At 69.1% G+C, this 22,642-nt stretch carries 24 protein-coding genes; 8 read left to right on the forward strand and 16 right to left on the reverse strand.

Annotated elements, in window-relative coordinates; translation table 11 throughout:
- Positions 1 to 22: 22 nt before the first annotated feature.
- Both AB0I94_RS36580 and AB0I94_RS36585 read right to left on the reverse strand, forming a co-directional pair.
- Positions 23 to 1,015: a phospholipase gene (locus AB0I94_RS36580; protein WP_363314096.1), complete on the reverse strand. Its 993-nt coding sequence runs from the start codon at positions 1,013 to 1,015 to the stop codon at positions 23 to 25.
- Between the two features lie 193 nt (positions 1,016 to 1,208).
- Complete coding sequence (locus AB0I94_RS36585) at positions 1,209 to 1,403, reverse strand: hypothetical protein (protein ID WP_363314098.1); 195 nt, start codon at positions 1,401 to 1,403, stop codon at positions 1,209 to 1,211.
- 409 nt (positions 1,404 to 1,812) lie between these two features.
- Here AB0I94_RS36585 and AB0I94_RS36590 point away from each other — a divergent pair, with 409 nt between their 5' ends.
- On the forward strand, positions 1,813 to 3,057 hold the full coding sequence (locus AB0I94_RS36590; RefSeq protein ID WP_363314099.1) for a cytochrome P450: 1,245 nt from the start codon (positions 1,813 to 1,815) through the stop codon (positions 3,055 to 3,057).
- 142 nt (positions 3,058 to 3,199) lie between these two features.
- On the opposite strand, the gene AB0I94_RS36595 is transcribed toward AB0I94_RS36590, so the two are convergent.
- On the reverse strand, positions 3,200 to 4,096 hold the full coding sequence (locus AB0I94_RS36595; protein ID WP_363314100.1) for a sucrase ferredoxin: 897 nt from the start codon (positions 4,094 to 4,096) through the stop codon (positions 3,200 to 3,202).
- Positions 4,097 to 4,106: 10 nt separating this feature from the next.
- Positions 4,107 to 5,312, reverse strand: a complete 1,206-nt coding sequence (locus AB0I94_RS36600) for a cupin domain-containing protein (RefSeq protein ID WP_363314101.1) — start codon at positions 5,310 to 5,312, stop codon at positions 4,107 to 4,109.
- Between the two features lie 32 nt (positions 5,313 to 5,344).
- Between AB0I94_RS36600 and AB0I94_RS36605 the strand changes: the two genes are divergently transcribed.
- Complete coding sequence (locus AB0I94_RS36605; protein WP_363314102.1) at positions 5,345 to 5,641, forward strand: hypothetical protein; 297 nt, start codon at positions 5,345 to 5,347, stop codon at positions 5,639 to 5,641.
- A 241-nt stretch (positions 5,642 to 5,882) separates the two neighbouring features.
- Here AB0I94_RS36605 and AB0I94_RS36610 read toward each other — a convergent pair whose 3' ends face one another.
- Positions 5,883 to 6,956, reverse strand: a complete 1,074-nt coding sequence (locus AB0I94_RS36610) for an aldo/keto reductase (RefSeq protein ID WP_363314103.1) — start codon at positions 6,954 to 6,956, stop codon at positions 5,883 to 5,885.
- 157 nt (positions 6,957 to 7,113) lie between these two features.
- Between AB0I94_RS36610 and AB0I94_RS36615 the strand changes: the two genes are divergently transcribed.
- Entirely contained in the window at positions 7,114 to 7,953 is an 840-nt protein-coding gene (locus tag AB0I94_RS36615; protein ID WP_363314104.1) for a helix-turn-helix transcriptional regulator, read from the forward strand.
- A 148-nt stretch (positions 7,954 to 8,101) separates the two neighbouring features.
- Here AB0I94_RS36615 and AB0I94_RS36620 read toward each other — a convergent pair whose 3' ends face one another.
- Positions 8,102 to 8,374 carry a hypothetical protein gene (locus tag AB0I94_RS36620; protein WP_363314105.1) on the reverse strand — a complete coding sequence of 91 codons (273 nt, stop codon included), beginning with the start codon at positions 8,372 to 8,374 and terminating at the stop codon, positions 8,102 to 8,104.
- Between the two features lie 359 nt (positions 8,375 to 8,733).
- On the opposite strand from AB0I94_RS36620, the gene AB0I94_RS36625 reads away from it, so the two are divergent.
- A complete protein-coding gene (locus tag AB0I94_RS36625; protein ID WP_363314106.1) occupies positions 8,734 to 9,480 on the forward strand; it encodes a class I SAM-dependent methyltransferase in 747 nt (248 codons plus the stop codon).
- A gap of 133 nt (positions 9,481 to 9,613) precedes the next feature.
- Here the strand turns inward: AB0I94_RS36625 and AB0I94_RS36630 are convergent, their stop codons facing one another.
- Both AB0I94_RS36630 and AB0I94_RS36635 read right to left on the reverse strand, forming a co-directional pair.
- Complete coding sequence (locus tag AB0I94_RS36630) at positions 9,614 to 9,784, reverse strand: hydrophobic protein (protein ID WP_363314107.1); 171 nt, start codon at positions 9,782 to 9,784, stop codon at positions 9,614 to 9,616.
- Between the two features lie 155 nt (positions 9,785 to 9,939).
- Positions 9,940 to 10,488, reverse strand: a complete 549-nt coding sequence (locus AB0I94_RS36635) for an MSMEG_1061 family FMN-dependent PPOX-type flavoprotein (protein WP_363314176.1) — start codon at positions 10,486 to 10,488, stop codon at positions 9,940 to 9,942.
- Between the two features lie 280 nt (positions 10,489 to 10,768).
- Here AB0I94_RS36635 and AB0I94_RS36640 point away from each other — a divergent pair, with 280 nt between their 5' ends.
- Together AB0I94_RS36640 and AB0I94_RS36645 are read left to right on the forward strand one after the other, a co-directional pair.
- Complete coding sequence (locus AB0I94_RS36640) at positions 10,769 to 11,953, forward strand: aminotransferase class I/II-fold pyridoxal phosphate-dependent enzyme (RefSeq protein WP_363314109.1); 1,185 nt, start codon at positions 10,769 to 10,771, stop codon at positions 11,951 to 11,953.
- Positions 11,954 to 12,392: 439 nt separating this feature from the next.
- Positions 12,393 to 13,016, forward strand: a complete 624-nt coding sequence (locus AB0I94_RS36645; RefSeq protein WP_363314110.1) for a hypothetical protein — start codon at positions 12,393 to 12,395, stop codon at positions 13,014 to 13,016.
- 177 nt (positions 13,017 to 13,193) lie between these two features.
- Here the strand turns inward: AB0I94_RS36645 and AB0I94_RS36650 are convergent, their stop codons facing one another.
- The gene (locus AB0I94_RS36650; protein ID WP_363314111.1) at positions 13,194 to 13,667 is read right to left on the reverse strand and encodes an NUDIX domain-containing protein; all 474 of its coding nucleotides are present in this window, start codon (positions 13,665 to 13,667) and stop codon (positions 13,194 to 13,196) included.
- Between the two features lie 147 nt (positions 13,668 to 13,814).
- Here AB0I94_RS36650 and AB0I94_RS36655 point away from each other — a divergent pair, with 147 nt between their 5' ends.
- On the forward strand, positions 13,815 to 14,441 hold the full coding sequence (locus tag AB0I94_RS36655) for a maleylpyruvate isomerase family mycothiol-dependent enzyme (protein WP_363314112.1): 627 nt from the start codon (positions 13,815 to 13,817) through the stop codon (positions 14,439 to 14,441).
- A 124-nt stretch (positions 14,442 to 14,565) separates the two neighbouring features.
- Here AB0I94_RS36655 and AB0I94_RS36660 read toward each other — a convergent pair whose 3' ends face one another.
- The 4 genes from AB0I94_RS36660 to AB0I94_RS36675 all read right to left on the reverse strand — a co-directional run bounded on the left by AB0I94_RS36660 (position 14,566) and on the right by AB0I94_RS36675 (position 17,869).
- The gene (locus AB0I94_RS36660; RefSeq protein ID WP_363314113.1) at positions 14,566 to 15,432 is read right to left on the reverse strand and encodes an LLM class flavin-dependent oxidoreductase; all 867 of its coding nucleotides are present in this window, start codon (positions 15,430 to 15,432) and stop codon (positions 14,566 to 14,568) included.
- Positions 15,433 to 15,480: 48 nt separating this feature from the next.
- Positions 15,481 to 15,717, reverse strand: coding sequence for a non-oxidative hydroxyarylic acid decarboxylases subunit D (locus tag AB0I94_RS36665; RefSeq protein ID WP_363314114.1), 237 nt, complete (start codon positions 15,715 to 15,717; stop codon positions 15,481 to 15,483).
- A gap of 54 nt (positions 15,718 to 15,771) precedes the next feature.
- Positions 15,772 to 17,199 carry a non-oxidative hydroxyarylic acid decarboxylases subunit C gene (locus tag AB0I94_RS36670; protein WP_363314115.1) on the reverse strand — a complete coding sequence of 476 codons (1,428 nt, stop codon included), beginning with the start codon at positions 17,197 to 17,199 and terminating at the stop codon, positions 15,772 to 15,774.
- Positions 17,200 to 17,272: 73 nt separating this feature from the next.
- Complete coding sequence (locus AB0I94_RS36675) at positions 17,273 to 17,869, reverse strand: non-oxidative hydroxyarylic acid decarboxylases subunit B (RefSeq protein ID WP_363314116.1); 597 nt, start codon at positions 17,867 to 17,869, stop codon at positions 17,273 to 17,275.
- Between the two features lie 157 nt (positions 17,870 to 18,026).
- On the opposite strand from AB0I94_RS36675, the gene AB0I94_RS36680 reads away from it, so the two are divergent.
- Positions 18,027 to 18,878 carry a helix-turn-helix domain-containing protein gene (locus tag AB0I94_RS36680; protein WP_363314117.1) on the forward strand — a complete coding sequence of 284 codons (852 nt, stop codon included), beginning with the start codon at positions 18,027 to 18,029 and terminating at the stop codon, positions 18,876 to 18,878.
- Positions 18,879 to 18,978: 100 nt separating this feature from the next.
- Here the strand turns inward: AB0I94_RS36680 and AB0I94_RS36685 are convergent, their stop codons facing one another.
- Genes AB0I94_RS36685 through AB0I94_RS36695 form a run of 3 tightly spaced genes read right to left on the reverse strand, consistent with a single transcriptional unit; the run spans position 18,979 to position 22,610 of the window.
- Positions 18,979 to 19,689: an LLM class flavin-dependent oxidoreductase gene (locus AB0I94_RS36685; protein ID WP_363314118.1), complete on the reverse strand. Its 711-nt coding sequence runs from the start codon at positions 19,687 to 19,689 to the stop codon at positions 18,979 to 18,981.
- Positions 19,690 to 19,713: 24 nt separating this feature from the next.
- Complete coding sequence (locus AB0I94_RS36690; protein ID WP_363314119.1) at positions 19,714 to 21,321, reverse strand: AbgT family transporter; 1,608 nt, start codon at positions 21,319 to 21,321, stop codon at positions 19,714 to 19,716.
- Positions 21,318 to 22,610: an amidohydrolase family protein gene (locus AB0I94_RS36695; protein ID WP_363314120.1), complete on the reverse strand. Its 1,293-nt coding sequence runs from the start codon at positions 22,608 to 22,610 to the stop codon at positions 21,318 to 21,320. The genes AB0I94_RS36690 and AB0I94_RS36695 overlap by 4 nt, the downstream gene beginning before the upstream one ends.
- Between the last annotated feature and the right edge of the window lie 32 nt (positions 22,611 to 22,642).

Genomic DNA, 22,642 nt, shown 5'->3' on the forward strand with positions numbered 1-22,642 from the left:
AGCAAAACGTCCCTCTTCAGCGTCAGCTGCCGAAGGGAATGTCCTCGGGGGTGGCCATACGGCGGGCGTCCGGATGGGCCTTCACGTAGTCCGTGATGTACGAGAGCGACTCCCGCACCGCGCTGTCATCGGTGCCGCAGCCCTTTGGGCCGTTGACGCCGTCGGGGTAGCAGGACATGCGGTTGCCGTAGATCAGGCTGTCCACGGCGGCACTTCCGTCGGCGGAGTCGAGCAGCGTGGCGGCGCGCTCACCGTCTCCCTTCCCCACCGTCCATCCGACGGTCTGTGCGAGGTCTCCAGCGTCCCGGGCAACCCTGGCGGCCTCGAGCTCCTTCTTGATGCCACCGAACTTCAGCGCCATGTTGAACAGTCCGTTGTCCATCACGCGCTGATCGCCGGGGACATTCGGCCCGTGCTCGGCGAACCCGTCCCGGACCTGCGCGTAGCCACCACTGAAGCTGACTGCTTCCTTGGGCTTCAGGTCACCGAGGAGGCTCTTCCAACCGCTGCCGCCCTCTGTGCCGTAGAAGCCGTAGAGGACCCGGATTCCCTTGCTCTCCAGCTTCTCGCGCGCCATGTCCCGCAGCGCGGCCACGGAGCAGTGGCGCCACTCGGGGTCGCCGCCGTCGCACCAGTCGGGGTTCTTCATGTCGAGCCAGACGAAGGAGACGTGACGCCCGCCCTCGTGTTCCTCGGCCACCTGGTCGAACATGTCCGACATGGTGTCGCCGGAGCTGGTGGGGGTGCCATCGTGGTCCGCCCACCAGCCCTTGCGCCAGGCCGTGGCGTCGATCTCCAGCGCGTTGGCCCCGTTGGAGAGCGCCCTGGTGACCCCGCCCGTGGTCAGCACTCGGTGGGCGATGGCCCAGGTGGGGCGTTGCTCGGCGGCGTTCGACGCGGTCCGTGAGGCCTCGCCCCCCGGTGCGGCCATGGCGGCTCCGGTGCTCAAGGCGGCCGCGGAGACGACCAGGGCCAGCGGGAGCACTGCGGCGCGAAGCCGACGTGATGCGGCCATGTGGGCGGGTCCTTTCTGTTCCCGGGCTGCGTGGTGCGACAGCCCGACTGCCGTGCGGTAGCTGCCTTTCGTACAGTCGGCGGGCCGACTGCGGCAGGCCTGCAGCACCCTACGTCAAGTTACCCGTGGGTAATAGTTGGGTGCGCTCTGTACGCGACTGCCCGGCTCGCGAGCAGGAAGAGAAGGCCGTGTCCTACGAGGGGACGAAAAGCGCCACGCCCAGGGCCACGACGGCACACAGCGCTCCCGCCGTCGCCAGGAGAATCGCCTGAGCCTGCACGGCGTCCGCGTCCTCCCCTTCCCGAGGGGCACGGCTCAAGTCCCACGCCGCTTGGATCTGCACGGACAAACCGATGACCACTCCGAGCAGGACGATGGCGTCGGTCATTTCCTTCTCTTTCCTCCGCGCGGCGACGATCGCGCTCGGCGCGTCCGCAGCTCTCTTCCCGTTCCCTCTCGTGGCGCTCTTCCAGCAGCGCCTCCCGGCCGCCGGAGTGCTCGATCATGCGCCGTACCTTCCGATGATCTACCGGCGCCGCGTCCCCTCGACGGTCAACGCGCCGCAACGATTCGATCTCTTACCTCACCACCCGAACGACCCGCCCCGAAGTGGCCTTCACCGGCCCTCAGATGGACAACTACTGTGTCTCCTGCCCGGCCCAGACCACCGATCGGCTGATCCTTCAGGCCGCCACTCGTTGAGCAACTCCGCGACCCGGCAGCTGAGATGGCGCCGCCCGATCCCCCTGCCGACCGCCACACACCTTCTGTATCCCCCACCCCTGAGGAGTTCCCGCATGGACCAGCCCCAGATCCTCGTCCTGGACGCCACCGGCAGCGACCGGCACGCGGAAGATGCCGAGTTGCGCTCGCGTGGACCGGCCACCCGCGTCGACGTCCTGGGGGTCGAGGCGTGGGCCGTGACCGACCCGGCCCTGCTCAAGCAGCTCCTCACCGACCCGCGGGTCTCCAAAGACCCCCGGCGGCACTGGCCGCTGTTCCCCGACGAGGTCGTCGGCACCTGGCCTCTCGCGCTGTGGGTGGCCGTCGACAACATGTTCACCGCCTTCGGAGGCGACCACCGACGCCTGCGGCGTCTGGTCAGCCCGGCCTTCACCGCACGCCGCATCGCCGCCATGCAGCCCCGCATCGAGGAGATATCCCAGGCGCTGCTCGACGAGTTCGACACGGTCCCCGCCGGAGAGCCCACCGACCTGCGTGACCGCTTCGCCTATCCGCTGCCGATCCGCGTCATCAGCGAGCTCATGGGGCTTCCCGACCACTCCCAGGCAGACTTCCGCCGCACCGTCGACGGCGTCTTCGACACCACGCTCAGCCCGGATCAAGCCGCCGACAACACCAAGGAGCTGTACGCGATCCTGGCCGACCTGGTCGCGGCCAAACGCGCCGAGCCCGGCGAGGACATGACCTCCGTACTCATCGCCACCCGGGACGACGCGGAGGACGGCGACGGCTCCGCGCTGACCGAGCAGGAACTCCTCGACACTCTCCTCCTCGTGATCAGCGCGGGCTACGAGACCACCGTCAACCTGCTGGACCAGGCCATCGCCGCGCTGCTCACCCACCCCGAACAGCTCGCCCTGGTCCGCGAGGGCAAGCACACGTGGACAGACGTCGTCGAAGAGACGCTGCGCTACGAGGCACCCGTCGCGCACCTTCCCATGCGGTTCGCCGTCGAGGACATCTCACTGGCGCAGGGGCTCACGATCCGTCAGGGCGAGGCGATCCTCGCCTCCTACGCGGCAGCGGGCCGCCACCCCGACCTGCACGGCCCGAGCGCCGGCACCTTCGACGTGACCCGAGTCAGCAAGAACCATCTCGCCTTCGGCCACGGCGTCCACGTCTGCCTCGGCGCCGCCCTGGCGCGGATGGAGGCCGAGACCGCACTGCGGGCGCTGTTCACCCGCTACCCGGACCTCGCCCTCGCCGGCCCCGCGTCCACTCTGCGCCCCGGAGAGTCATTCATCTCCAACGGGCACCGGGAACTGCCCGTCGTCCTCCGCCCGGCCACCGAGAACTGACTCGGCCGGTCCTCAGCCGGGGTCGCTATCCGGGGAAGCCTGCCGGCTCCACCCGGTCTGAGCGAGCGTGCCACAGGCCTTCCATTTCGGTGGCACGCTCGCTTGTGTACTTGCTGCCGTCTGGCCCGCGGAACGGACCAGCTCAGTCGGCGCCAATCGAGGTGACCTCGTAGACCGCGGCGGAACTCATGGACAGTCCGCGGCACGTGAGCTGACACGGTGGGGTGCGGTGGGAGTGCACTACCACTTCGATGGCCGTGGGGTGAGGTGGGCGGCCGGTGAAGCGGATTCGCCAGCGGTTGTCTTCGCGGGAGGTGTCGACCACCTCGTAGTCATGCCGGCCCGCCGGGCCGAAGCGTTCGAGCACGGCGGAGAGAGCAGCCTGCTGCGGAGGGAAGAGATCCGTGTATCCGCGCAGATGCTTCGCGTTGATGCGGTCGGCCAGGTGCGCTTCGAGCACTGCCACCGACGAGGTGGCGTCGAGATTGCCGTAGTAGACGCCGTCGGGGGCGACGACGACGTTGGCGGCGAACCTGTCGCCGCCGACGTGGGAGCATTCCCACACCAGGTTCGGCCATCGCTCGCTGAGAGCACGTCCCACGGGGCGCCCGCGCACGGCGCAGCAGGTGTCGTGCTGGCCGTGGGCGCAGACGAGGAAGACGGGCGGGCAGCCGAGCTCGCCGGGGGCACCGAGGGCATCGACAATCTCCGTCAGGTCCTGATCGTGGCTCCATGTGCCCCATTGCTGACGGTAGGCCCCGGGGGTCTCATGGCGCAGCACCGCCCAGCGTCTTGGGCCTGCGGGGCCGCGGCGTCCGGGCCGCCTGATGAGCAGTACGCGCGCCCGCACCGACTGGGCGGCGGAGAACACGAGCCCTTTGGTGGAAGGGTCGAGGTCGAGGCCGTCGAAACCGTTGGGGGGCCAGCCGCCCCGGTGTTCGATGAGTACCCATACAGAGCCGTAGGGGGCTGTGCCCGCGAGTGAGTCGGCGCGTGTTCGGGCGGCGTCAGCGCAGAAGAAGCGTTCTGCCGCTGTCACCGGGGCCACTTCACGGTTCTGCGGGCACCAGTACGCCCGCGCGCAGCAGTCTCTCGACGAGTCCGACGCCGAGATCGCCGGCGGTGCGGACCTCACCGTCGAGCATGCGGGTCACCGACTGCAGATCGGTCTCCGCGAAGTCCAGCCAGCCCACGCGCGTGGCCAGACGCCGCCCCTCAAGCCGCGCTTCCAGCTCCCCGCGAAGCCGCACCCGGGAGCGGGGGCCAAGACCGTCGACGGCCTTGAGCTGGGCCAGCGGTCCCAGTGCCGCGGGTCGTCCGTGGCCTCGACGGGCCCGGTGGAACAGCGGCGCGGAATCAGCCTTGTTGATGGCGGCTACCAGGCGTTCGCGGACGATGTCGATCGCGCCGTCCGGCCCGTGCACGCCCAGGGGCAAGGTGCCGCGCATCTGGGGATCGTCGCGCAGCAGCGCGAGTGCGGACTGGGCGAGCTGTTCGGCCAGGGCGTAGCGCGTCCAACTGTGAACCCCCAGCGTCAGGTGGATCGAGACCTCGCCCTGCGCCTGAGCCGCGTGCAGCCAGCCTCGCGGCAGATAGAGGACGTCACCGGGTTCGAGCACGGTGTCGATGCAAGGCTCGCCCTTCGCCGCCTCGGCGACGGCGCGGCGATGTTCGGTCCACGGCTGATCACGCAGCGGGTCGGGATGGACGGGCTCGTGGACCAGCCAGCGCTTTGCGCCCTCGATCTGCAGGACGAAGACGTCGTGTACGTCGTAGTGGTCGTCGAACCCGCGACTCTGCGGCGGAGTGACGTAGGCGTTGGCCTGCACCGGATGGCCCAGCTCCGTGCTGAGCCGGGCGCCGAAGTCCGCGACCGGCACCCACGTGCGCTGCAGAGCTTGCAGCACCAGGGTGGCGCCGTCGGCGAACATGCGCCACAGAGCGGTGTCGTCCAGTTGGTCGCCGACGGTGGCGCCCACACCGGCGGCCGAGGTGAACGACGACTCAGGGAGCGTGGAGCCGTCCTTGGCGACGCGCAGGAAAGGCGTACGGAGCCCGCGACGCGAGATCAGTTCGTCTACGGCGTCGGCGGAGAACAGATCGGAGAAGTCGCTCGCGCGTCGCGTGAGCAGCGCTGTGCGCGCCCAGACGTCGCGGGCGAACTCGTCCCGGCTGAGGCCGGTCAGCCGTGTCTCCAGGACGCCGACACCTGCGGTGGCCTCAGCGTCCTGGAGCTCGGTCGTGGGGATGCTCAAGAGCTGCCGGCTCCGCCGTCGGCACCTCCGTCATGAACGCCCGGCGTACCCGCCGCGCCACCGTCCGCAGGCCCTTCGGCCCCACCGTCGGCGCCTCCGTCATGAACGCCCGGCGTGCCCGCCGCACCGCCGTCCGCGGGGCCCTCGGCTCCGCCGTCGGCGCCTCCGTCGTGGACGCCCGGCGTGCCCGCGGCGCCACCGTCCGCGGGGCCCTCGGCTCCGCCGTCGGCGCCTCCGTCGTGGACGCCCGGCGTGCCCGCCGCACCGCCGTCGGCGGGACCCTCGTTCTGGTTAGGATCCTGCTCGGGGTTGGTCATCGTTCCTCCTGAGAATCGAACGGCTGGGATCGGGCACACCCTCGAGAGCCCTCTCCGCTCTCTCCAAGCAGAGCCCTCTCTGCTTTCACCAAGCTCGCTCACGCGATTGCGGTCGGCAACCTGAAGGGACGACCGGGCGCCCGGTCGGCGGGCCTGTCGTCTGACTGGCTGTCTCACCCTGTCTCGCTGCCCCGCTGCGTCATGGGTGTCGTCTTCGTGGGCGTCGTCGTCATCTGCCCCGCCCCTGGGCGTGTCAACGGCGGCTTTCCAGCTTCTGGTCGCCGCGAATCAGCGTGCGGGCCACCGCACCGGCGAGCATCTCGTGCGGGAAACCGAGTTCGATCGCGCTGACCTCGTCGAGGCGGGCCAGCTGCGCGGCGGTGAAGTCGACCTCCAGGGCGCCCAGGTTGTCCTCCAGTTGCGCGGGCGTACGGGCACCGATGACCGGTGCCGTCACGGCCGGGTTCTGCAGTGTCCAGGCAAGGCCGACTTGGGCGGGGGTGCGGCCCAGCTCGGTGGCGACCTCCTTCACGACGTCCACGATGGCGTGGTTACGTTCGGTGAGCGTGCCACCTGCGATGGTGCGGCTCTTGCGGGTGCCGTCGCCGGTTGCGTCGGACGCGGCGTTCGTCGCGGTGAGATCGCCGCGGCTGTACTTGCCGGTGAGCACCCCGCCCGCCAGCGGCGACCACGGGATCACCCCCAACCCCAGCTCGCGTGCCATGGGGATCAGGTCGCGTTCCACGGTGCGCTCGGTCAGGTTGTACTCGATCTGCAGCGCGACCAGCGGTGACCACGCGCGCAGGTCGGCGATCGCCTGCATGCGCGACACCTGCCAGGCCGGGGTGTTGGAGATGGCCACGTACAAGACCTTTCCCTGCCGGACCAGATCGTCCATGCCGCGCAGGATCTCCTCGATCGGTGTCGTGACGTCCCACAAGTGAAGGTAGAGCACGTCGATGTAATCGGTATTCAGTCGTCGCAGACTGGACTCCACCGACGCGAACAGGTTCTTGCGGTGGCTGCCCCCGGAATTGGGATCGCCGGGACGGCGCGACGTCGAGTATTTCGTTGCCAGAACCAGGCTTTCGCGGTTGTCGCGGGTGAATTCCCCCAGCAGGCGTTCGGAGCTGCCGTTGGTGTAGGTGCTGGCGGTGTCGATGAAGTTGCCGCCGCGCTCGACGTAGAGGTCGAACAGTTTGCGCGCCTCATCCGGCTCGGCGCCCCAGCCCCACTCGGTGCCGAAGGTTGCCGCGCCGAGCGCCAGCGGTGAGACCCGCAATCCGGAGCGTCCAAGGAGCCGGTAGGTGTCGAGGGTGAGCGACATCGTGTCCTCCTGTGCTTGTGATCCGCCGTCTGTGCTTGTGATCCGCGGCCTGTGGTTGTGATCCGCAGTCGGAAACAAGCCTGTGTGCGCCGGGAGCCAGGCGTAAGGGAAGGAAGTTCCTGGGAACACCGGTCCTACCTTGGCTGTTGGGCCGAACATGACGACGCGCACAGTGGACGCGACACAGGAGCTGGCCGCATTCCTGCGGACCCGCCGCGAACGCCTGGACCCGGACGCTTTCGGTCTGCCCTCGCGTCGGCAGGCCCGCCGGACGCCGGGTCTGCGCCGCGAGGAGGTCGCCGAACTGGCCGGGGTCAGCGTCGACTACGTGGTGCGGCTGGAACAGGGCCGCGGCCTGCGGCCCTCAGCGGACGTGGTGGAGGCGCTTTCCCGGGCGCTGCGTCTGGCTCCCGACGAACGCGGCTACCTCTTCGACCTGGCCCAGCAGCGCCGCCGTGACACCGACAAGCCCGCCGCCGCCGCGGCGCCGCCGCTGGCCCGGCTGGTGGCTGATCTGTCACCGCTGCCGGCCATGCTGATGAATCACCGTTACGACATCCTGGCCTGGAACGGCGAAATGGCCAGGCTGCTGCTGGATTTCGACGCCCTGCCGCCGTCGCGGCGCAATGCGATGTGGCTGTGCCTCATGCGTCCGCAGATGCGTGAGTTCTACGTCGACCGCGAACGCATCGTGCGAGAGGGCATCGCCCACCTGCGCACTGCGTGGGCCGCGCATCCGGAGGACCAGGCGTTGTCCGACCTCATCGCCGAATGCACCGCACGCGATGAGGAATTCGCGCGTTTGTGGGCTGAGCGAGAGGTCAAAGTGAACGGCCGCGGACGCAAGGTGATGCGGCACCCTGACGTCGGTGAGATCGCTGTACATTTCGAGACGCTGCTGCCGCTTCAGGACGCGGACCAGCAGTTGGTGATCTATCGCGCCGCGGACGAGGAAAGCCAATCGGCACTGGACCGGGTGCACGCCATCCATCGCTGAGCGGCAACCACGAGATCCACGGCCTCCGGGGCTTCTGGTTTCCGGGTTTCCGGGTTCCAGGCCTCTTGTTTTCCGGTTACCTGGTTTCTCTTGGGGAGGACGAACCTGTCGCCGGAGACCCCCGTCAGAGGCTCACAGCCCCCTTGCCTCACCCAGAGGGCTCGTCCGGCACCGGTTTCTCCGCGTGGTCTTCCCGGGCCTGGGAGTCATCGCGCCTTGCGGTGCCTCCCTCATTCGTGTCGGGGACCTCGGCCGCCTTGTCGCCGTGGCCGTCGCCGCGTTCGGCATCGGCGTCTTCGGCAGCCTTGCTCACGTCCAGGTCCCAGGCGTCCGGCTCATCCGTCGCCTGCTGGTCGGGGAGGTCCCGGGGAACCGGGGTGGTGCCGTCCTCGCCGGGGGAAGCCGGAATCCGATCGCTCACTGTGTCTCCTCCTTGACCCTTCAACTCCTGGCCAGAGCAAGTACCCGCAGACGGCGCGACGACACGGCCCCGGGCGGAGCGCTCACGGCCGGGTAACCGAGAGCCAATTTTACGCTTCCGCAGTGACACACGCGGGGAGGACCGCCTGGGCGTCACGCAGGGCTCTACTGCTTCCTTCGCTGCTTGCTCGCTGCTTCGCTCCGTGGCCTTGTGCTCAGAGCCGGGACCGTGTCCGGATCTTCGTGGCTTCTGCCAGTACGGAGGTCCACCGGGCCCCGTAGAGACTGCCAGTCAAGAGCCGCGGCATGCCCCGGCAACGGGGGCCCGCGTCCGAGGGCCTACCTACGGAGGACAGCACCATGAGCGCACAGCAGCAGTACGACGAGATCGGTGAGGCGTACGAGGGCTTCAAGGCCCTGCCGCTTGAGCAGTACGCCGTAGTGCCCAGCTTCCTGGCGATGGTCGGGGACGTGCGGGGCAGGTCGGTGCTCGACCTGGCTTCCGGCACCGGCTTCTACAGCAGGGAATTCAAGCGGCGCGGCGCGACCGACGTCCTTGGCATCGACATTTCAGGAGAAATGGTCTCCGTGGCCCGGCAGTTGGAGGAGGGCGATCCGCTGGGGGTGCGTTACGAGGTCGGTGACGTGGCCGAGCTACGGCCGGCCGGGCGCCGCTTCGACATCGCACTGGCCGTCCAGTTGCTCAACTACGCCTCGGACATCGCCACGACGGAACGCATGTGCCGCAACATCCACCGGAGCATGAAGCCGGGCGGCGAGCTGTTTCTGCTCAATCAGTCGCCTGACTTCCGCTTCGACGGGCCGGGCCCGGACAAGTACGGCTTCCGCAGCGAACTCACCGGGGAGGAAGTGGAGACGGGGCGACAGGTGAGGACCACGGCGCTGCTCGACCCGGAGCCGGTCTCGTTCGTCGCCAACTTGCCGCGCCGAGAGGTCTACGAGAAGTGCCTTCCGGCGGCGGGGTTCAGTGATCTGACCTGGGTGCCGCTGACGGTGTCGGAAGCCGGCGTGCGCGAGTTCGGCACGGACTACTGGGCGGATTTCCACGAGAACCCTCCGCTGGAGATGCTGCGCTGCCGCGCCTGACGATCGACCGGACTCCTGAAGGCGACAGCAAAGAGGGTGGGCCCGACCGTCCAGGTCGGGCCCACCCTCTGGCGAGGCACGTATGCCACTGCCTGTGGCGTCGCGCCGCCATGTCGCCGCAATCAGGCGCGCGTCACCATCGGTACCAGCGGCCCTTGCGACCACCGCGTGCGGCGGGCTTGACCACGAAGCCGAGCAGCCACACCACCAGCACGATGACCGCGATCCACCACAGGGCCTTCAATGCGAAGCCCGCACCGAAGAGAAGCAGAGCCAGAAGCAGCACCAGAATCAGGGGAACCATCTTTATCAACCTCCAGCCCATCAGGTGCTCTCAGATGTGCTCCACAAACACATGAAAGTCGCGTTTTCCACACGCGCCGAAGGGCACGCGCCCGCGGTGCGGAGTACCCACGGCGACACTCGACCTCCTGCTCGGGGTCTTTCGGACGGCCGCTCTCAGGAACGTGGGGTTTTCTGTTCCCATGACTCCGGCTGCCAGAGGCCCGCGCGTCGCAGCGACTGCGAGCAGTGCAGGTATATCTCGTCTATCTCGACGACGATCGCCAGTCGGGGCCGCTGGCCTTTGACGGTCATGGAGTCGAAGAACGGGGCGTCTGTCAGGATCCGGGCGCGGCCGTTGACGCGCAGGATGTCGGCGCTGCCCGGCACCAGGTGCAGCAGGCCCACATGCGGGTTTTCGAGGATGTTGCGGAAGCTGTCACCGCGACGGTTGCCTGGGCGGTCGGGGAGCACGACGGTGCTCGCGTCGAGGACGTGGACAAAACCGGGTGCGCCGCCTCGCGGGGACGTGTCGCAGTTTCCTTCCGCGTCCGAAGTGGAGACGAGGCAGAACGGGGAGCGGGTCAAGATGCCCAGGTCGTCCGCGGTCAGTTCGTCGTGCACTTTGTCGATGACGATCGGATGCGGCTCACCGAGCAGCTCGGTCAGCTCGTCTTCCGAGCGAAGCTCCTGCCAGGTGTACGGCGCCGTGGCGCTACCGCTCAGGGGCGGAACGGTTGCGGGTGTCGCGACGTCGGGCACGGGGTTCCTCGAATGTCGACGGGCGGGCGAACGGACGGGCGGGCGGGCGGGCGGATGATCCAGCTAGTAAGGCTGACCTTACTGGAGGGGAATTCCGCTGTTGAAGGTGCCCCCGACGTGTGCCCTGCTGAACGGCGCGGAGGTGACCTGCCGTGGACGACGCGCTCATCACGCCCGCCCTCAGCCGACACCTGGTCGCGTCGAAGCAGGCATGAATGTGCTCGGGCCTGCCTACTTTTGACATATGGAGAATGTGTCGCGTGATGTCATAGCGCCGGACGGCGCGAATCCGCTCGGTCGGCTGTCACTGGAGCAACTGCGGCGGCGTACGAGCATGAAGTGGCGGACCTACCCTGCCGACGTGCTGCCGCTGTGGGTGGCCGAGATGGACGTCCCGTTGGCGGAGCCGGTCGCCGAGGCGATCACCGATGCCGTGCGGCACGGTGACACCGGCTATCCCGCCGGGACGGCCTACGCCGAGGCGCTCGCCGAGTTCGCCCTCAAGCGATGGGCCTGGGACGGCCTTGCGGTCGAACGCACGGCAATCGTGCCCGATGTGATGCTCGGCGTCGTCGAGATGCTCAAACTGGTCTCCGCGCCCGGCGATCCAGTCATCGTCAACTCCCCCGTCTACCCGCCCTTCTACCAGTTCGTCGGCAACCTCGACCGACCCGTGGTCGAGGCGCCGCTCGGGCCGGACCTGCGGATCGACTTCGCCGTACTGGAGGACGTGTTCCGGCGTACGGCCCAAGGTGCTGCCCGGCCGGTGTATCTGCTGTGCAGCCCGCACAATCCGACCGGGACCGTGCACACCGCGGCCGAGTTGACGCGGATCGCGCACCTGGCGCGGGAGCACGGCGTACGCGTCGTGGTGGATGAGATCCATGCCCCGATCGTGGCGGCGGGCGCATCGTTCGTGCCCTTCCTGAGCGTGCCCGGAGCAGAGAACGGGCTGTCTTTGATGTCGGCGTCGAAGGCCTGGAACCTGGCCGGGCTCAAGGCCGCCCTCGCCATCGCGGGACCGGAGGCCGCCGCCGACCTCGCCCGCATCCCCGAAGAGGTCAGCCACGGACCCAGCCACCTGGGTGTCATCGCCCACACGGCGGCCCTGCGCGATGGAGGTGACTGGCTCGACGCCCTGCTCTCCGGCCTCGACGACAACCGCCGACTGCTGGCCGCTCTGCTGGCAGAGCACCTGCCCTCCATTGGCTACACCCCCGCGCAGGGCACCTTCCTGGCCTGGCTCGACTGTCGGAAACTGGGCCTCGGCGACGACCCGGCCAAGGCGTTCCTGCAGCGCGGACGCGTCGCCCTGAGCTCCGGCACCACTTTTGGAACCGGCGGCGAGGGCTTCGTCCGTCTCAACCTGGCCGCCTCGCAAGAGGTGCTCACCGAGGCAGTCCGACGGATGGGCTCGGTGGTCACCTGAGGCGAGCCTCAGAGCAAGCTATGGGGCGCCCACTCCGGTATGTCAGACACTCCCGTATGACAGACACTCCCGTATGACACACAGGTACATGGGCGAAAAGTCAAAGACGCATAGGGGCATAGGTGCATACCTTCCGAGTCGCCTCCTCCCTCAATTTCGAACGCAAGCTCGACTTGATGTGCTGGCGAGGGTCAGTTTTCCTTTCAGGTATTCGCCTACAGACGTCAGGACGTAGCCTTCACTGCCCAACACATGAGTTACTGCTGTTGCAAGTTGGGCAGCCAACACCCAGGGGTCCATCGCTTGCGCCCCTCTCAGGAGTGCTCAGTCGTGAGCACGATCCGCCATCCGCACGACCGCGTGCGCTCACGAAAAGGTCACTGTCATGTCAGACGTTCAGTCAGAATCCGCTGGAGTACAGGCCCAATACGCCACGCGTGTGGCCGCGGATCTGGAGACCAACCGCAAGGAACAGGAACGCGTCGGGGCTGAGCTGGCCGCACTGCAGGAGCAGTTGCAGGCGCTGGAGGACGACCACGCGGTGTTGCTGAGCATGCAGCAGGCGCTCGGTTCCACCGGAACGCCGACGGCCACCGCCAAGGCGACAGCGGGCCGCGCGTCAACCGGCAAGAAGTCAGTACCCGCCCCGCGGCCAAGTGCGAACAATTCCGGTGCGGCCCGAACGAAGAAGTCCGCGACAACCAAGGCCAAGAGCACGGACAAGGCCAACAAGGCCAAGGAGACGGACAAGGCAGCCAAGAGTGCGCCCAAGGCCTCCGCGAAGAAGTCTGCCGAGCCGACGGCCGGGCCGACGCTGGTCGAGTTGATCGGCAACCACCTCAGCCGGCAGACGGAGCCGCGCTCCGCCGCCGAGATCACCAGCGCACTCGCCCAGGAACTCCCGGACCGCACCATCAAGACCACGGTCGTACGCACCACGGTGGAGGGTCTGGTCGCCAAGGGCCGGGCCCTGCGCACCAAGCAGGGTTCCTCCGTCTTCTACACCGCGGCCACCCCGGCGGACTCGACAACCGCACCGGAGCCGGAGGGCGTCACCGGCTGAACCGGCCGGCAACACGGAGACATGTGAACAGTGCCGTTCATGGAGGACTGATCACGGCGGCGGTCGCGCCCATTCCCTGGGCGCACCCGCACGCCGCTCACGCTCACCGGCGGACCCGGCGCCCACTGGAGTCGGCAGGGCCCGGCGGTGATCCACGCGCGGCACAGCGCACGTGATTCAGTGCTGGATCAGGCCGCCGACCGGGACAGGAGCGACGTGGCCGGTCGCCGGACGGGTCTGCGCCAAGGCGAGACCGATGTCGACCAGGGATGACCGGCGCAGGCGGGCGACGTCGGGGATCGAGGTCCAGACCGACTCGGCGATCTCGCCGTTCGGCTCGGGTCGCAGTTGCCCCCCGGTGATGCTCGCCTGGTAGAAGATGCCTACGTTCTGGTGTTCCGGCCCGCCGGGGGCCGTGCGTTCGGCTGCCGGGATGATCCTTGAATCCACACCCAGCAGTCGCTCCACCACCGCGTCGCAGCCGGTCTCCTCAGCGATCTCCCGGATGACCGCGTCGAACGGGTCCTCGCCGTGCTCGACTCGGCCGCCCGGAAGCGTCCAAGTGGACTCACCACAGGGCGATACGTGACGGCCGAGCAGCACCCGTCCGTCATCAACACACACTGCGTACGCCGCCAGCCTGAAACTCACTCCAGCCCCCCGGTAACCGTCCGTCCATCTGGATCGCGCTGTAGTGCGTGAAGACCTGTTCCGGTCATGGCGCCGCCCCTGTCGATGAGTTCCCACCGCGCCATGAGTCTCCCTTGCCAGACACTGGAGTCGAATGAAGGAACAGCCGTGAACGATGATGTCTGGTCGCTGGTCCACGCGGAGCGTGCGGCGCTGATCGAGGATCTCACGCACCTCGACGACAAGCAGTGGGAGCACCCCTCCCTGTGCGAGGGGTGGACCGTGCAGGACGTGGTCGCCCATCTGGTCGACACGGCTCGCACCACGCGCCTCGGCTTCGTGGGCGCCATGGTCCGGGCCCGCTTCGACTTCGACCGTCAAAACGCTCGCGGGGTGCGGCGCGAGCGTGGTGCGTCGCCGCAGGAGACATGGGAGCGCCTGCGTCAGGTGGCTTCGCGCAGGTCGGCCCCTCCGGCGCCCCTCGACACCCGGCTCGTCGAGGAGGTCGTTCACGGCGAGGACATTCGTCGTCCCCTGGGACTCTCCCACGCCTACCTGCCGGAGGCGGTCATCAGGTCGCTCCGCTTGCAGGCCCGGACGTCGGCGTCCTTCGGTGGGGCCAAGGAGAAGGTGGACGGGCTTCAACTGACGGCGACCGACGCCGATTTGTCGATCGGAGAGGGCCCGCACGTGCGTGGTAGCGCGCTCGCGCTGCTGCTGGCCGTCTCCGGGCGGAGGGAAGCGCTGGACGAGCTGGACGGGCCGGGAGCCGCCATGCTGAGGGCAGCCGCCTAGCCGCCTGAGGACTCAGCACGCAGACCTCAGGGCGGCCTCTCACCGGCACCTCGGGCGGACTCTCACGGGCCAACCTCTGGCCGGCTCCCACGGGCCGGCCTCCGGCGGCTCTCACGGGCCACCTCTACAAGACCGGCGGCCCTTGCTCCACGCGGCGCAGCACCGCGTCGAGCTGGTCGAGCCCTTCGCTGGTCTGGATCTGCCGTTCGTCCCACCAGGTGACCCCCGCGTCAGCCAACGGGCCGATCAGGTCACGGGCCTTGGCCGGGTCTTCGCCCGGTGACGCACCGCCGAGGACGATGTCGAAGGGGGTGTCGGACCGGTCCTCGCGCTGCTTGGTGACGTAGGCCACCAGGTCGTGGACCTGGCCGATCGGCGGCACGTGCCCGTGTTTGGCGTCCGTGAACAGCGGGACCGCTCCGTCCCAGCGGGCGGCCCGGCGCATGGGCGGGCGGTTCGGCCAGAAGCCCGCGATCCAGATCGGCGGCCGAGGTCGTTGCGCCGTGGCCGGCAGCAACGTCACGTCGTGTGCCTGGTAGTGCCGTCCGTCGTGGTTCACCCGCTCGCCCGACCAGTAGCGCCGCAGCAGGTCGAGGCCCTCGTCGAGCCGCTCGGCCAGCACCTTCGGGTCGGCGGTGTCGCCGAAGCTCGCGTACTCGTCCTCGACGGGTCCGCCAAGACCCGCGCCGAAGGTGACCCGGCCGCCGCTCAGAACGTCCAGGGTCGCCACCTGACGGGCCAACTGCTGCGGGCGCCGCCGGGCGACCGGGGTGACCAGTGTGCCCAGCCTGATCCTGGATGTCGCGAGCGCCGCGGCGGTCAGCAGCATCCAGGGGTCCCCGAAGGGCCTGCCCGCATGTTTGCGATGCAGCACGTGATCCCAGACGAACAGCCCGTCCCACCCTGCTTGTTCACTCGCCGCAGCCAGCTTTGCCACGGTTCTGGGATCCGCGAAGTAACCGAAGTTCGGAATGTTCACCGAGAAACGCATCCCCGCATCCTGCTGCACGGCACCGTGACCGGCAATCGAAAACTCGACTCAGCGCAGCGGCGGTACGGCCGGGACCTCGATGGCGTTCTCGATGTCCGCGACCGTCATCTTGAATTGCTCGGGGTAGGCCGCGCGTCGCGTGCGGCGGTCGGGCTCGGTGGTGCGCCAGGTGTAGAGGCACTGGCGGCACTGCAGGACGTCCCAGACGCCGGGCACCGGCGAGGTGGCGAGCTGGTCGATGGTCTCGTGGGCGCAACGCGGGCAGATGGTGGGGTGGTCGGTCATGGCCGGTCGGTTTCCTTCCGTGCGGGTTCGTCGATCCGTCAAGGGCCGCGGGGTTCAGCGGCGCGCCGCGATGAGCTGCTGCAGCTTCGTCGCCCACTCCCGCGTCTCGGGCAGATCCTTGGCCGGGGTGGAGAAGTTGCCGCGTACGTCGGGAGCCACCGGAGTCGTCGCGTCAATGATCATCTTGCTGGTGATGCCCGCGGGCTGGGCGGCTGGGGCGAGCTCCAGGACGGACAGGTTGGGGATGACGACGACGTCGTCCGCGGGGTTGACCTTCGCGGACATGGCCCACATGACCTGCGGCAGGTTGAAGGGGTCGACGTCCTCGTCGACCAGGATCACCTGCGCGACATAACCCAGGCCGTGCGGCGTGGTCATCGCGCGCATGCCGACGGCCTTGGCGAAGCCGCCGTAGCGCTTGGCCGTCGAGATGATGACCATCAGGCCGTGCGTGTACATGGCGTTGACGGCCTGCACCTCGGGGTATTCGGCGCGCAGTTGCTTGAGCAGCGGGACGCAGGTGTTGGGGCCCACGAGGTAGTCGACCTCGGTCCACGGCATGCCCAGGTAGAGGGACTCGAAGACGGGGTTCGTGCGGTAGGAGACGCGGTCGACACGGATGACGGGCATGCGGCGGCCGCCGGAGTAGTGGCCGGTGAACTCGCCGAAGGGGCCCTCGATCTGGCGCTTGCGGGACTCGATGACACCTTCGATGACGACCTCGCTGCCCCAGGGCACGTCGAACCCGGTCAGCGGCGCGGTGGCGATGGGGGCGGGCGCCCCACGCAGGGCGCCGGCCATCTCGTACTCGCTCTGGTCGTACGCCATCGGCATGCCGGCCACGATGGTCATCACCGGGTCGTTGCCGAGGGTGATGGCGACGGGCAGGTCCTGGCCAGTCTCCTCGGCCTTGCGCAGGTGTTGTGCGATGTCGTGCATGGGCACGGGCTGGAAGGCGAGACGGTCGGTGCCGATGACCTCGATGCGGTACGTGCCGACGTTCTGCTTGCCGAAGTTCTCCGGGTCCTCGGGATCTCGGGAGACGACGGCGGCCTTGTCGAGGTAGAACCCGCCGTCGCCGTCGTTGAGGCGGAACAGGGGCAGGACGGAGAAGAGATCGACGTCCGCTCCCTCCTGGGTGTTCTGGCGCCAGGGCGCGTCCTCGCGGCGTTCGGGGGCGACGGGGAAGGCGTCCCAGCGGGCGGCGAAGGCCTCCACCTGCTCCTTGACCGGAGTGTTTCTGGGCAGGCCGAGGGCGAGCGCGTGGTTGGCCCAGGAGCCGTGCACGTTCATGGCGATGCGGGCGTCGGTGAAGCCCTTGACGTTGTCGAAGTACAGGGCGGGGGCGTTCTCCCCGATGCGGCCCGTGGCATTGGCGGCGGCGGCCAGGTCGGGCTCGGGCAGGACCTCTTCGGTCAGGTGCAGCAGTTGCCCTTCCTCCTCCAGGGTGGCGAGGAAACTGCGCAGGTCGTCGTGGGCCATGGGTAACTCCATCAGAGGGAAGGGGGCTTCGAAGGGCCCGGCCGGAAACTCCGGGAGGCGGGCGTCGGAAACGTCAGGAGGCGGGCCGCAGTGCTGCGGCGCGCGCGGCGCGCATGCCTTCCCAACGCCTGGCGGCGGGCGCGGGCAGGTCGAACTGGTCGAGGACGCGGGCAGTGATGTGGTCGACGATGTCGTCGACGGTCTTCGGGTGGTTGTAGAAGGCGGGCATCGGCGGCACCATCCGCACCCCCTGCCGGGTCAGGGCGAGCATGTTCTCCAGGTGGATCTCGCTCAACGGCGTCTCGCGGGGTACGAGGACGAGTCGGCGCCGCTCCTTGAGGACGACATCGGCGGCGCGGGCCACCAGGCCTTCCGCGTACCCGGCGCGGATTCCGGCCAGTGTCTTCATCGAGCAGGGCACGATCACCATCCCGTCGGTGCGGAACGAACCGGAGGAGATGGTGGCGCCCTGGTCCTCGGGGTGGTGCGTGACATCGGCGAGTGCGCTCACCTCGGCGACCGGGAGACCGGTCTCCAGCTCGATGGTGGCGCGGGCCCAGCGCGACAGGACGAGATGGGTCTCGACGTCCGGCAGCTGGGCCAGATTCTCCAGAAGCCGCACACCGATGGCCGCTCCCGTAGCCCCGGTCATGCCCACGATCAATCGCACTCGTCTGCTCCTCGCACCCAGATGACCTGCGCTTTCACTCCCGCGCCTCGTTGGTTCCACGCTAGGAGGCAGATGCGGCGGGCGAGCGGTACGCTCGGGACTCGCGATGGGGAAAAGCGGACACCCTGATGTCAGGGACTTGGACTACACGGCGGGCGTGGGAGCACCCACCGGTGTCGAGGTGGTCGAGCTCGGCGGTCTCTACGAGCGCTCGCGGCGGCACGGCAACGATCCGTACGCGGCCTTGCGCCCCGCCTTTCATCAGCTGATCGTGGTCCGCGGGCGACCGCTGCGGATGGCGGTGGATTTCGTCGAGCACGATCTGCCGTCCGGCTCCTGGCTGTGGATCAGGCCGGGCCAGGTGCAGCGGTTCGGCCGGGATCTGGTCACCGCGGACGGGGTGATCGTCCTGTTCCAGCCGGGCTTTCTGCCGCCCGCGACCGTGGCGGCGGCGCACATGAACCCTCCCTACGAGCAGCGTCCGCTGCTGCCCGAGGGCGAGCAGGCGCAGGCGCTGCGGCAAGCCCTGGCCCATCTCACGTACGAGTACGGGGCGATGGCCTCGCTTCCGCTGGACTCGCACGTGGAGGTGATGCGGCACTTGGTCTCGGTCCTCGTGCTGCGCCTGGCGGCCGTACGGGGCGGGGCACCGCTGCAGGGCCCGGTGAGCGAGGTGTTCCGGCGCTTTCACGACGCGGTGGAACGCGACCACAGGGTGACACGGCGGGTGGAGGACTATGCGGGCGCGCTCGGCTACAGCCCGCGCACCCTGTCCCGCGCGACGCTGGCCGTCACCGGTGTGAGCGCCAAGAAGTTCATCGACGAACGAGTGCTTCTGGAGGCCAAACGCCTCCTGCAGCACAGCGGCCTCCCGGCGAAGGAGATCGCCGGGAGGCTGGGTTTCACGGACGCGAGCGACTTCACGAAGTTCTTCCGCCTGCGGACGGGTACGACCCCTGCCGCGTTCCGCTCCCAGGCATGGGGGCAGGTGTCGGTCGGCTCCGCCTGACGGACAAAGCGGTCCGGGGGCTTCGACGGCTAGCGCGGTGGGGTCGAGGGGGTCGGGCAGGGGGACGAGGTCTGTGGCAGCCCCGCCCCCCGCTGAGGCGTCACACCAGGTCGGCGAGCCGGTCCACCTGGTGCGGGTCGAGGCCGTAGCAGTAGAGCGTGACCTCATCGGCGCCCAGATCGGCGAAGCGGGCGATCGCGTCGCGGATCTCGGCCGGGGTGGTGATCAGTCCGGCGACCATGCGGCCGGGCATGCCGGTGAAGGCGTAGTACGCGTGCATGTTCGTCCGGGCGTCCTGGACCACCTCGTCCGGGCCGAGCGCGACGTTGACCTGCGCGACGTTGCGCGGTTCGCCGTCGCGGCCGTACTCCTTCCAGCATGTGCGGGCGGTGCCGAACAGACCACCTGCCCAGGCAGGCGGCGCGGCGGCGAGGAAGCCGTCGCCCCAGCGTCCGACGCGTTCGATCGCGGCGGGCTCGAAGCCGCCGAAGAGCACCTCGGGACCGCCCGGCCTGGCGGGCGCGGGGCCGATCGGACCGATGTCGTCGCCGTACGGTTCGCCGGACCACAGGCGGCGCATGACCGCCATCTGCTCGTCGAGGCGCCGGCCTCGGATGCGCATGTCGATGCCGGTGACCTGATGGTCGTCGTCACGGCCGCCGACGCCAAGGCCGAGTACCAGCCGGCCGCCGGACATCTGGTCCAGGGTGGCGGCCTGCTTGGCGAGGAGAGCGGTGTCGCGCAGGGGCGCGAGCAGCACCTCGGGGTTGTCGTAGACGAGCCGGTCGAGCAGGGCGGTTTGCGTTCGCATGGCCGTCCACAAGGCGACTCGCCGTCAGCGGTGGATGTCCGCGCCGGGGCCCAGGGGCAGGCCGAGTCCGTAGAAGAGGCCGAGGACCGCGAGCCAGGCGATCAGGAACGGGACCACGAACACCGAAAGCCGGGAAAGGACCGTGCCGAGCTGTGCCTCGGGTTCGTAGCGGCGCAGGATGGTCAGCATCAGGAAGACGTACGGATTGAGCGGCGTGATCATCTGGGTCGCGGAGTCACCGATGCGGAACGCCGCCTGGGTGACGGCCGGTTCCATGCCGATGAGCATGAACGCCGGGACGAAGACCGGTGCCACCAGGGACCACAGGGCGGAGCCCGAGGTGACGAACAGGTTCAGGACGCAGACCAGGAGGACGAACAGGACCAGGCCGGTGAAGCCGGTCAGGCCCGCGGACTCCAGGAGGTTCGCGCCGTTCACCGCGAGCAGAGTGCCTACATTGGACCAGTCGAAGACGCCGATGACCTGGGAGATCACCAGGATCAGCACGATGTAGCCGGACATTCCGGTGATCGACTCGGCCATCATGCGGGGTGCGTCGTCGGCGCGCTTGAGCGTGCCGACGGTGCGGCCGTAGACGACACCGGCCAGGACGAACGCGACGAACAGCAGCGGCACGATGCCGTTGAGGACCGGCGACGGGACCAGCGCGCCGCCCTCGCCGCGCAGCGGGGAGCCCGGCAACAGCCAGCAGGTGACCACGACCGCCGCGTAGAGCAGGACGGCGAGGCCGGAGCGCAACAGGCCCGTGCGCTGCCGGGCGGTGACGGTGACCGTGACGGCGGGGTGTGCGGTGCTCCCCTCCGCCGTCTCCTCGCCCTCGCCGTGTGGCCCGCCCTCAGCCGCCGGGTCCGGCTGGGGCAGCCGGGGTTCGAGGACACGCGAGATCAGGAAGCCGCCGATCAGGGCGAGGATGCAGCTGGCCGCGGAGGTGTAGAAGTAGTTGATGAGGATGTGCGTGGGGGCACTCTCGCCGCCAGGGACGACCGCGGCGGCCTGTTGCGTGATGCCGGTGTAGAGCGCGTCGAGCGCGCCGATGGAGAAGCCGGCCGCGTAGCCCGCGCAGACGCAGGCGAATCCGCCGATGAGGCCCGCGATCGGGTTGCGGCCCGCGTTCTTGAAGGCGAGTGCGGCCAGCGGCGGGATCACCAGGATCGCGACGTCGCTCATCAGGTGCGCCTGGCAGGACACGAAGGCGACCAGGTAGGGCAGGAGCCGCCTGGGTGCCCTCGCGATGGAGGCGCGTACGGCCGTCTCGAGCAGGCCCGTCTTCTCGGCCACGCCGACCGCGGCCATCATCAGCAGGACGGTGCCCAGCGAGGGGAAGCCGGTGAAGTTCGGGATGAAGTTCTCCAGCAGCCAGCGCACGCCCTCGCCGCTGAACAGACCTTTGACCGCGAGGGTCTTGTCCTCACCGGGCACCGTGACGGTGGTGTCGGTGGCGGCGAGGACCGTCGAGACCGTACCGATGATCAGGAACAGGCCGAGGAAGAGCAGCACCGGGTGGGGCAGCTTGTTGCCCGCGCGCTCGATGCCGTTCAGGACCTTGTCGAGAACGGATCGCTGCGGCGGCCGGCCGGTCGGCGTCTTCGTGGGGGTGGTCGATGTGCTCATCCGGCGGCTCCTTGCGATGGTGCGCCACCGGCCGCGGGGACGGCCTGCGCCAGGCCGAGGGTGTCCTTGCGTACGGCGCCGCGCTGGGCGACGAGCACGATGCGGGCGGGGTCGGCGAGCACCGAGACGTCCGCGAGCGGATCCGCGTCGCACATCACCAGGTCGCCGTGTTTGCCCGGTTCGAGTGTGCCGATCTCCGCGGAGAGGCCCAGGAGTTCGGCGGCGCTGCGGGTGCCCGCCTCGATGGCCTGTTCCGGGCTCATGCCCAGCGACACGAGATGGGAGAGCTCACGCAGGTTGCGGCCGTGCGGCACCATCGCGGCGTCGGTGCCCATCGCGATCCGTACGCCGTCGGAGATGGCCGCCGCGATGTTCTCCCGGGTGATGCCGGACCAGCGGACCTTCTTCTCGTAGTGGAAGGGCTCCATGGTCGAACGGTCGATGCCGTCGAACACCGTCGACAGGGTCGGCACGACGAACGTGCCGTGCTCGCCCGCCAGTTCGCGCGCCTGCGCTGTGAGGCCGTAGCCGTGCTCGACGCTGCTCACGCCGCCGCGGATCGCGTTCACGATGCCCGCGGTGCCCTGGGCGTGGGCCGCCACGGGCCGGCCGCCGTGCCGGGCCACCTCGTCGACGACCGTACGGATCTCCTCGACGGTCAGGCCCTCGTCGTCGGGCTGGTCGTAGGGGCTGCTCATGCCGCCGGTCGCACAGACCTTGATCACGTCGGCGCCGGAGCGGAGCAGGCGGCGCACCGCGACCCGTACCTCGTCCGGGGTGTCGGCGATCTCGCCCACCCCGGCGCTGGGGTCGAATCCGCACTCCGAGCGGAAGTCGGCGTGGCCGCCGGTGTGGCTGAGGATGCGGACCGCCGTGTGCAGCCGGGGCCCTGTGGTCAGGCCCGCGGCCACCGCGTCCCGGTAGCCGGCAGGCAGACCTCCCAGGTCGCGGGCGGTGGTGATGCCCGCCTGAAGGGTGATGCGCAGCCGCTCCGCCGTCCGGAAGGTCTCCACGGTCTGATCGCTCTCGTGGCGGCGGACCATCTGCCGGGGCGATTCGATGGCGAGGTGGACGTGGGTGTCGATGAAGCCGGGCAGGACCGTGCGTCCTGCCGCGTCCACGGTGCGGGCCCGGGCGGGCGCCTCCGGTGCCGTGGCGGCAGGTCCGGCGTGCACGATCGTGCCGTCCTCGTCGATGTCGATGACGGCGTCCGCGACGGGCGCCGTGCCGGTGCCGTCCACGAGGCGGGCTCGGATGATGCGCAGGGAGGAGAACAGTGCGTGGCTCATGGCCGATGATCCTCGGTATCGGGGATCACGGC

Origin of the sequence: Streptomyces sp. NPDC050147 (genome assembly GCF_040660195.1) — a bacterium.
Classification (GTDB): domain Bacteria; phylum Actinomycetota; class Actinomycetes; order Streptomycetales; family Streptomycetaceae; genus Streptomyces.

Coding starts and splice junctions, on each gene's coding strand:
- AB0I94_RS36625 (WP_363314106.1), top strand. CDS start 8,734: ATGAGCGCACAGCAGCAGTACGACGAGATCGGTGAGGCGTACGAGGGC.
- AB0I94_RS36690 (WP_363314119.1), bottom strand. CDS start 21,321: ATGAGCACATCGACCACCCCCACGAAGACGCCGACCGGCCGGCCGCCG.
- AB0I94_RS36660 (WP_363314113.1), bottom strand. CDS start 15,432: ATGCGTTTCTCGGTGAACATTCCGAACTTCGGTTACTTCGCGGATCCC.
- AB0I94_RS36665 (WP_363314114.1), bottom strand. CDS start 15,717: ATGACCGACCACCCCACCATCTGCCCGCGTTGCGCCCACGAGACCATC.
- AB0I94_RS36670 (WP_363314115.1), bottom strand. CDS start 17,199: ATGGCCCACGACGACCTGCGCAGTTTCCTCGCCACCCTGGAGGAGGAA.
- AB0I94_RS36685 (WP_363314118.1), bottom strand. CDS start 19,689: ATGCGAACGCAAACCGCCCTGCTCGACCGGCTCGTCTACGACAACCCC.
- AB0I94_RS36590 (WP_363314099.1), top strand. CDS start 1,813: ATGGACCAGCCCCAGATCCTCGTCCTGGACGCCACCGGCAGCGACCGG.
- AB0I94_RS36610 (WP_363314103.1), bottom strand. CDS start 6,956: ATGTCGCTCACCCTCGACACCTACCGGCTCCTTGGACGCTCCGGATTG.
- AB0I94_RS36640 (WP_363314109.1), top strand. CDS start 10,769: ATGGAGAATGTGTCGCGTGATGTCATAGCGCCGGACGGCGCGAATCCG.
- AB0I94_RS36585 (WP_363314098.1), bottom strand. CDS start 1,403: ATGACCGACGCCATCGTCCTGCTCGGAGTGGTCATCGGTTTGTCCGTG.
- AB0I94_RS36605 (WP_363314102.1), top strand. CDS start 5,345: ATGAACGCCCGGCGTACCCGCCGCGCCACCGTCCGCAGGCCCTTCGGC.
- AB0I94_RS36580 (WP_363314096.1), bottom strand. CDS start 1,015: ATGGCCGCATCACGTCGGCTTCGCGCCGCAGTGCTCCCGCTGGCCCTG.
- AB0I94_RS36615 (WP_363314104.1), top strand. CDS start 7,114: ATGACGACGCGCACAGTGGACGCGACACAGGAGCTGGCCGCATTCCTG.
- AB0I94_RS36695 (WP_363314120.1), bottom strand. CDS start 22,610: ATGAGCCACGCACTGTTCTCCTCCCTGCGCATCATCCGAGCCCGCCTC.
- AB0I94_RS36630 (WP_363314107.1), bottom strand. CDS start 9,784: ATGGTTCCCCTGATTCTGGTGCTGCTTCTGGCTCTGCTTCTCTTCGGT.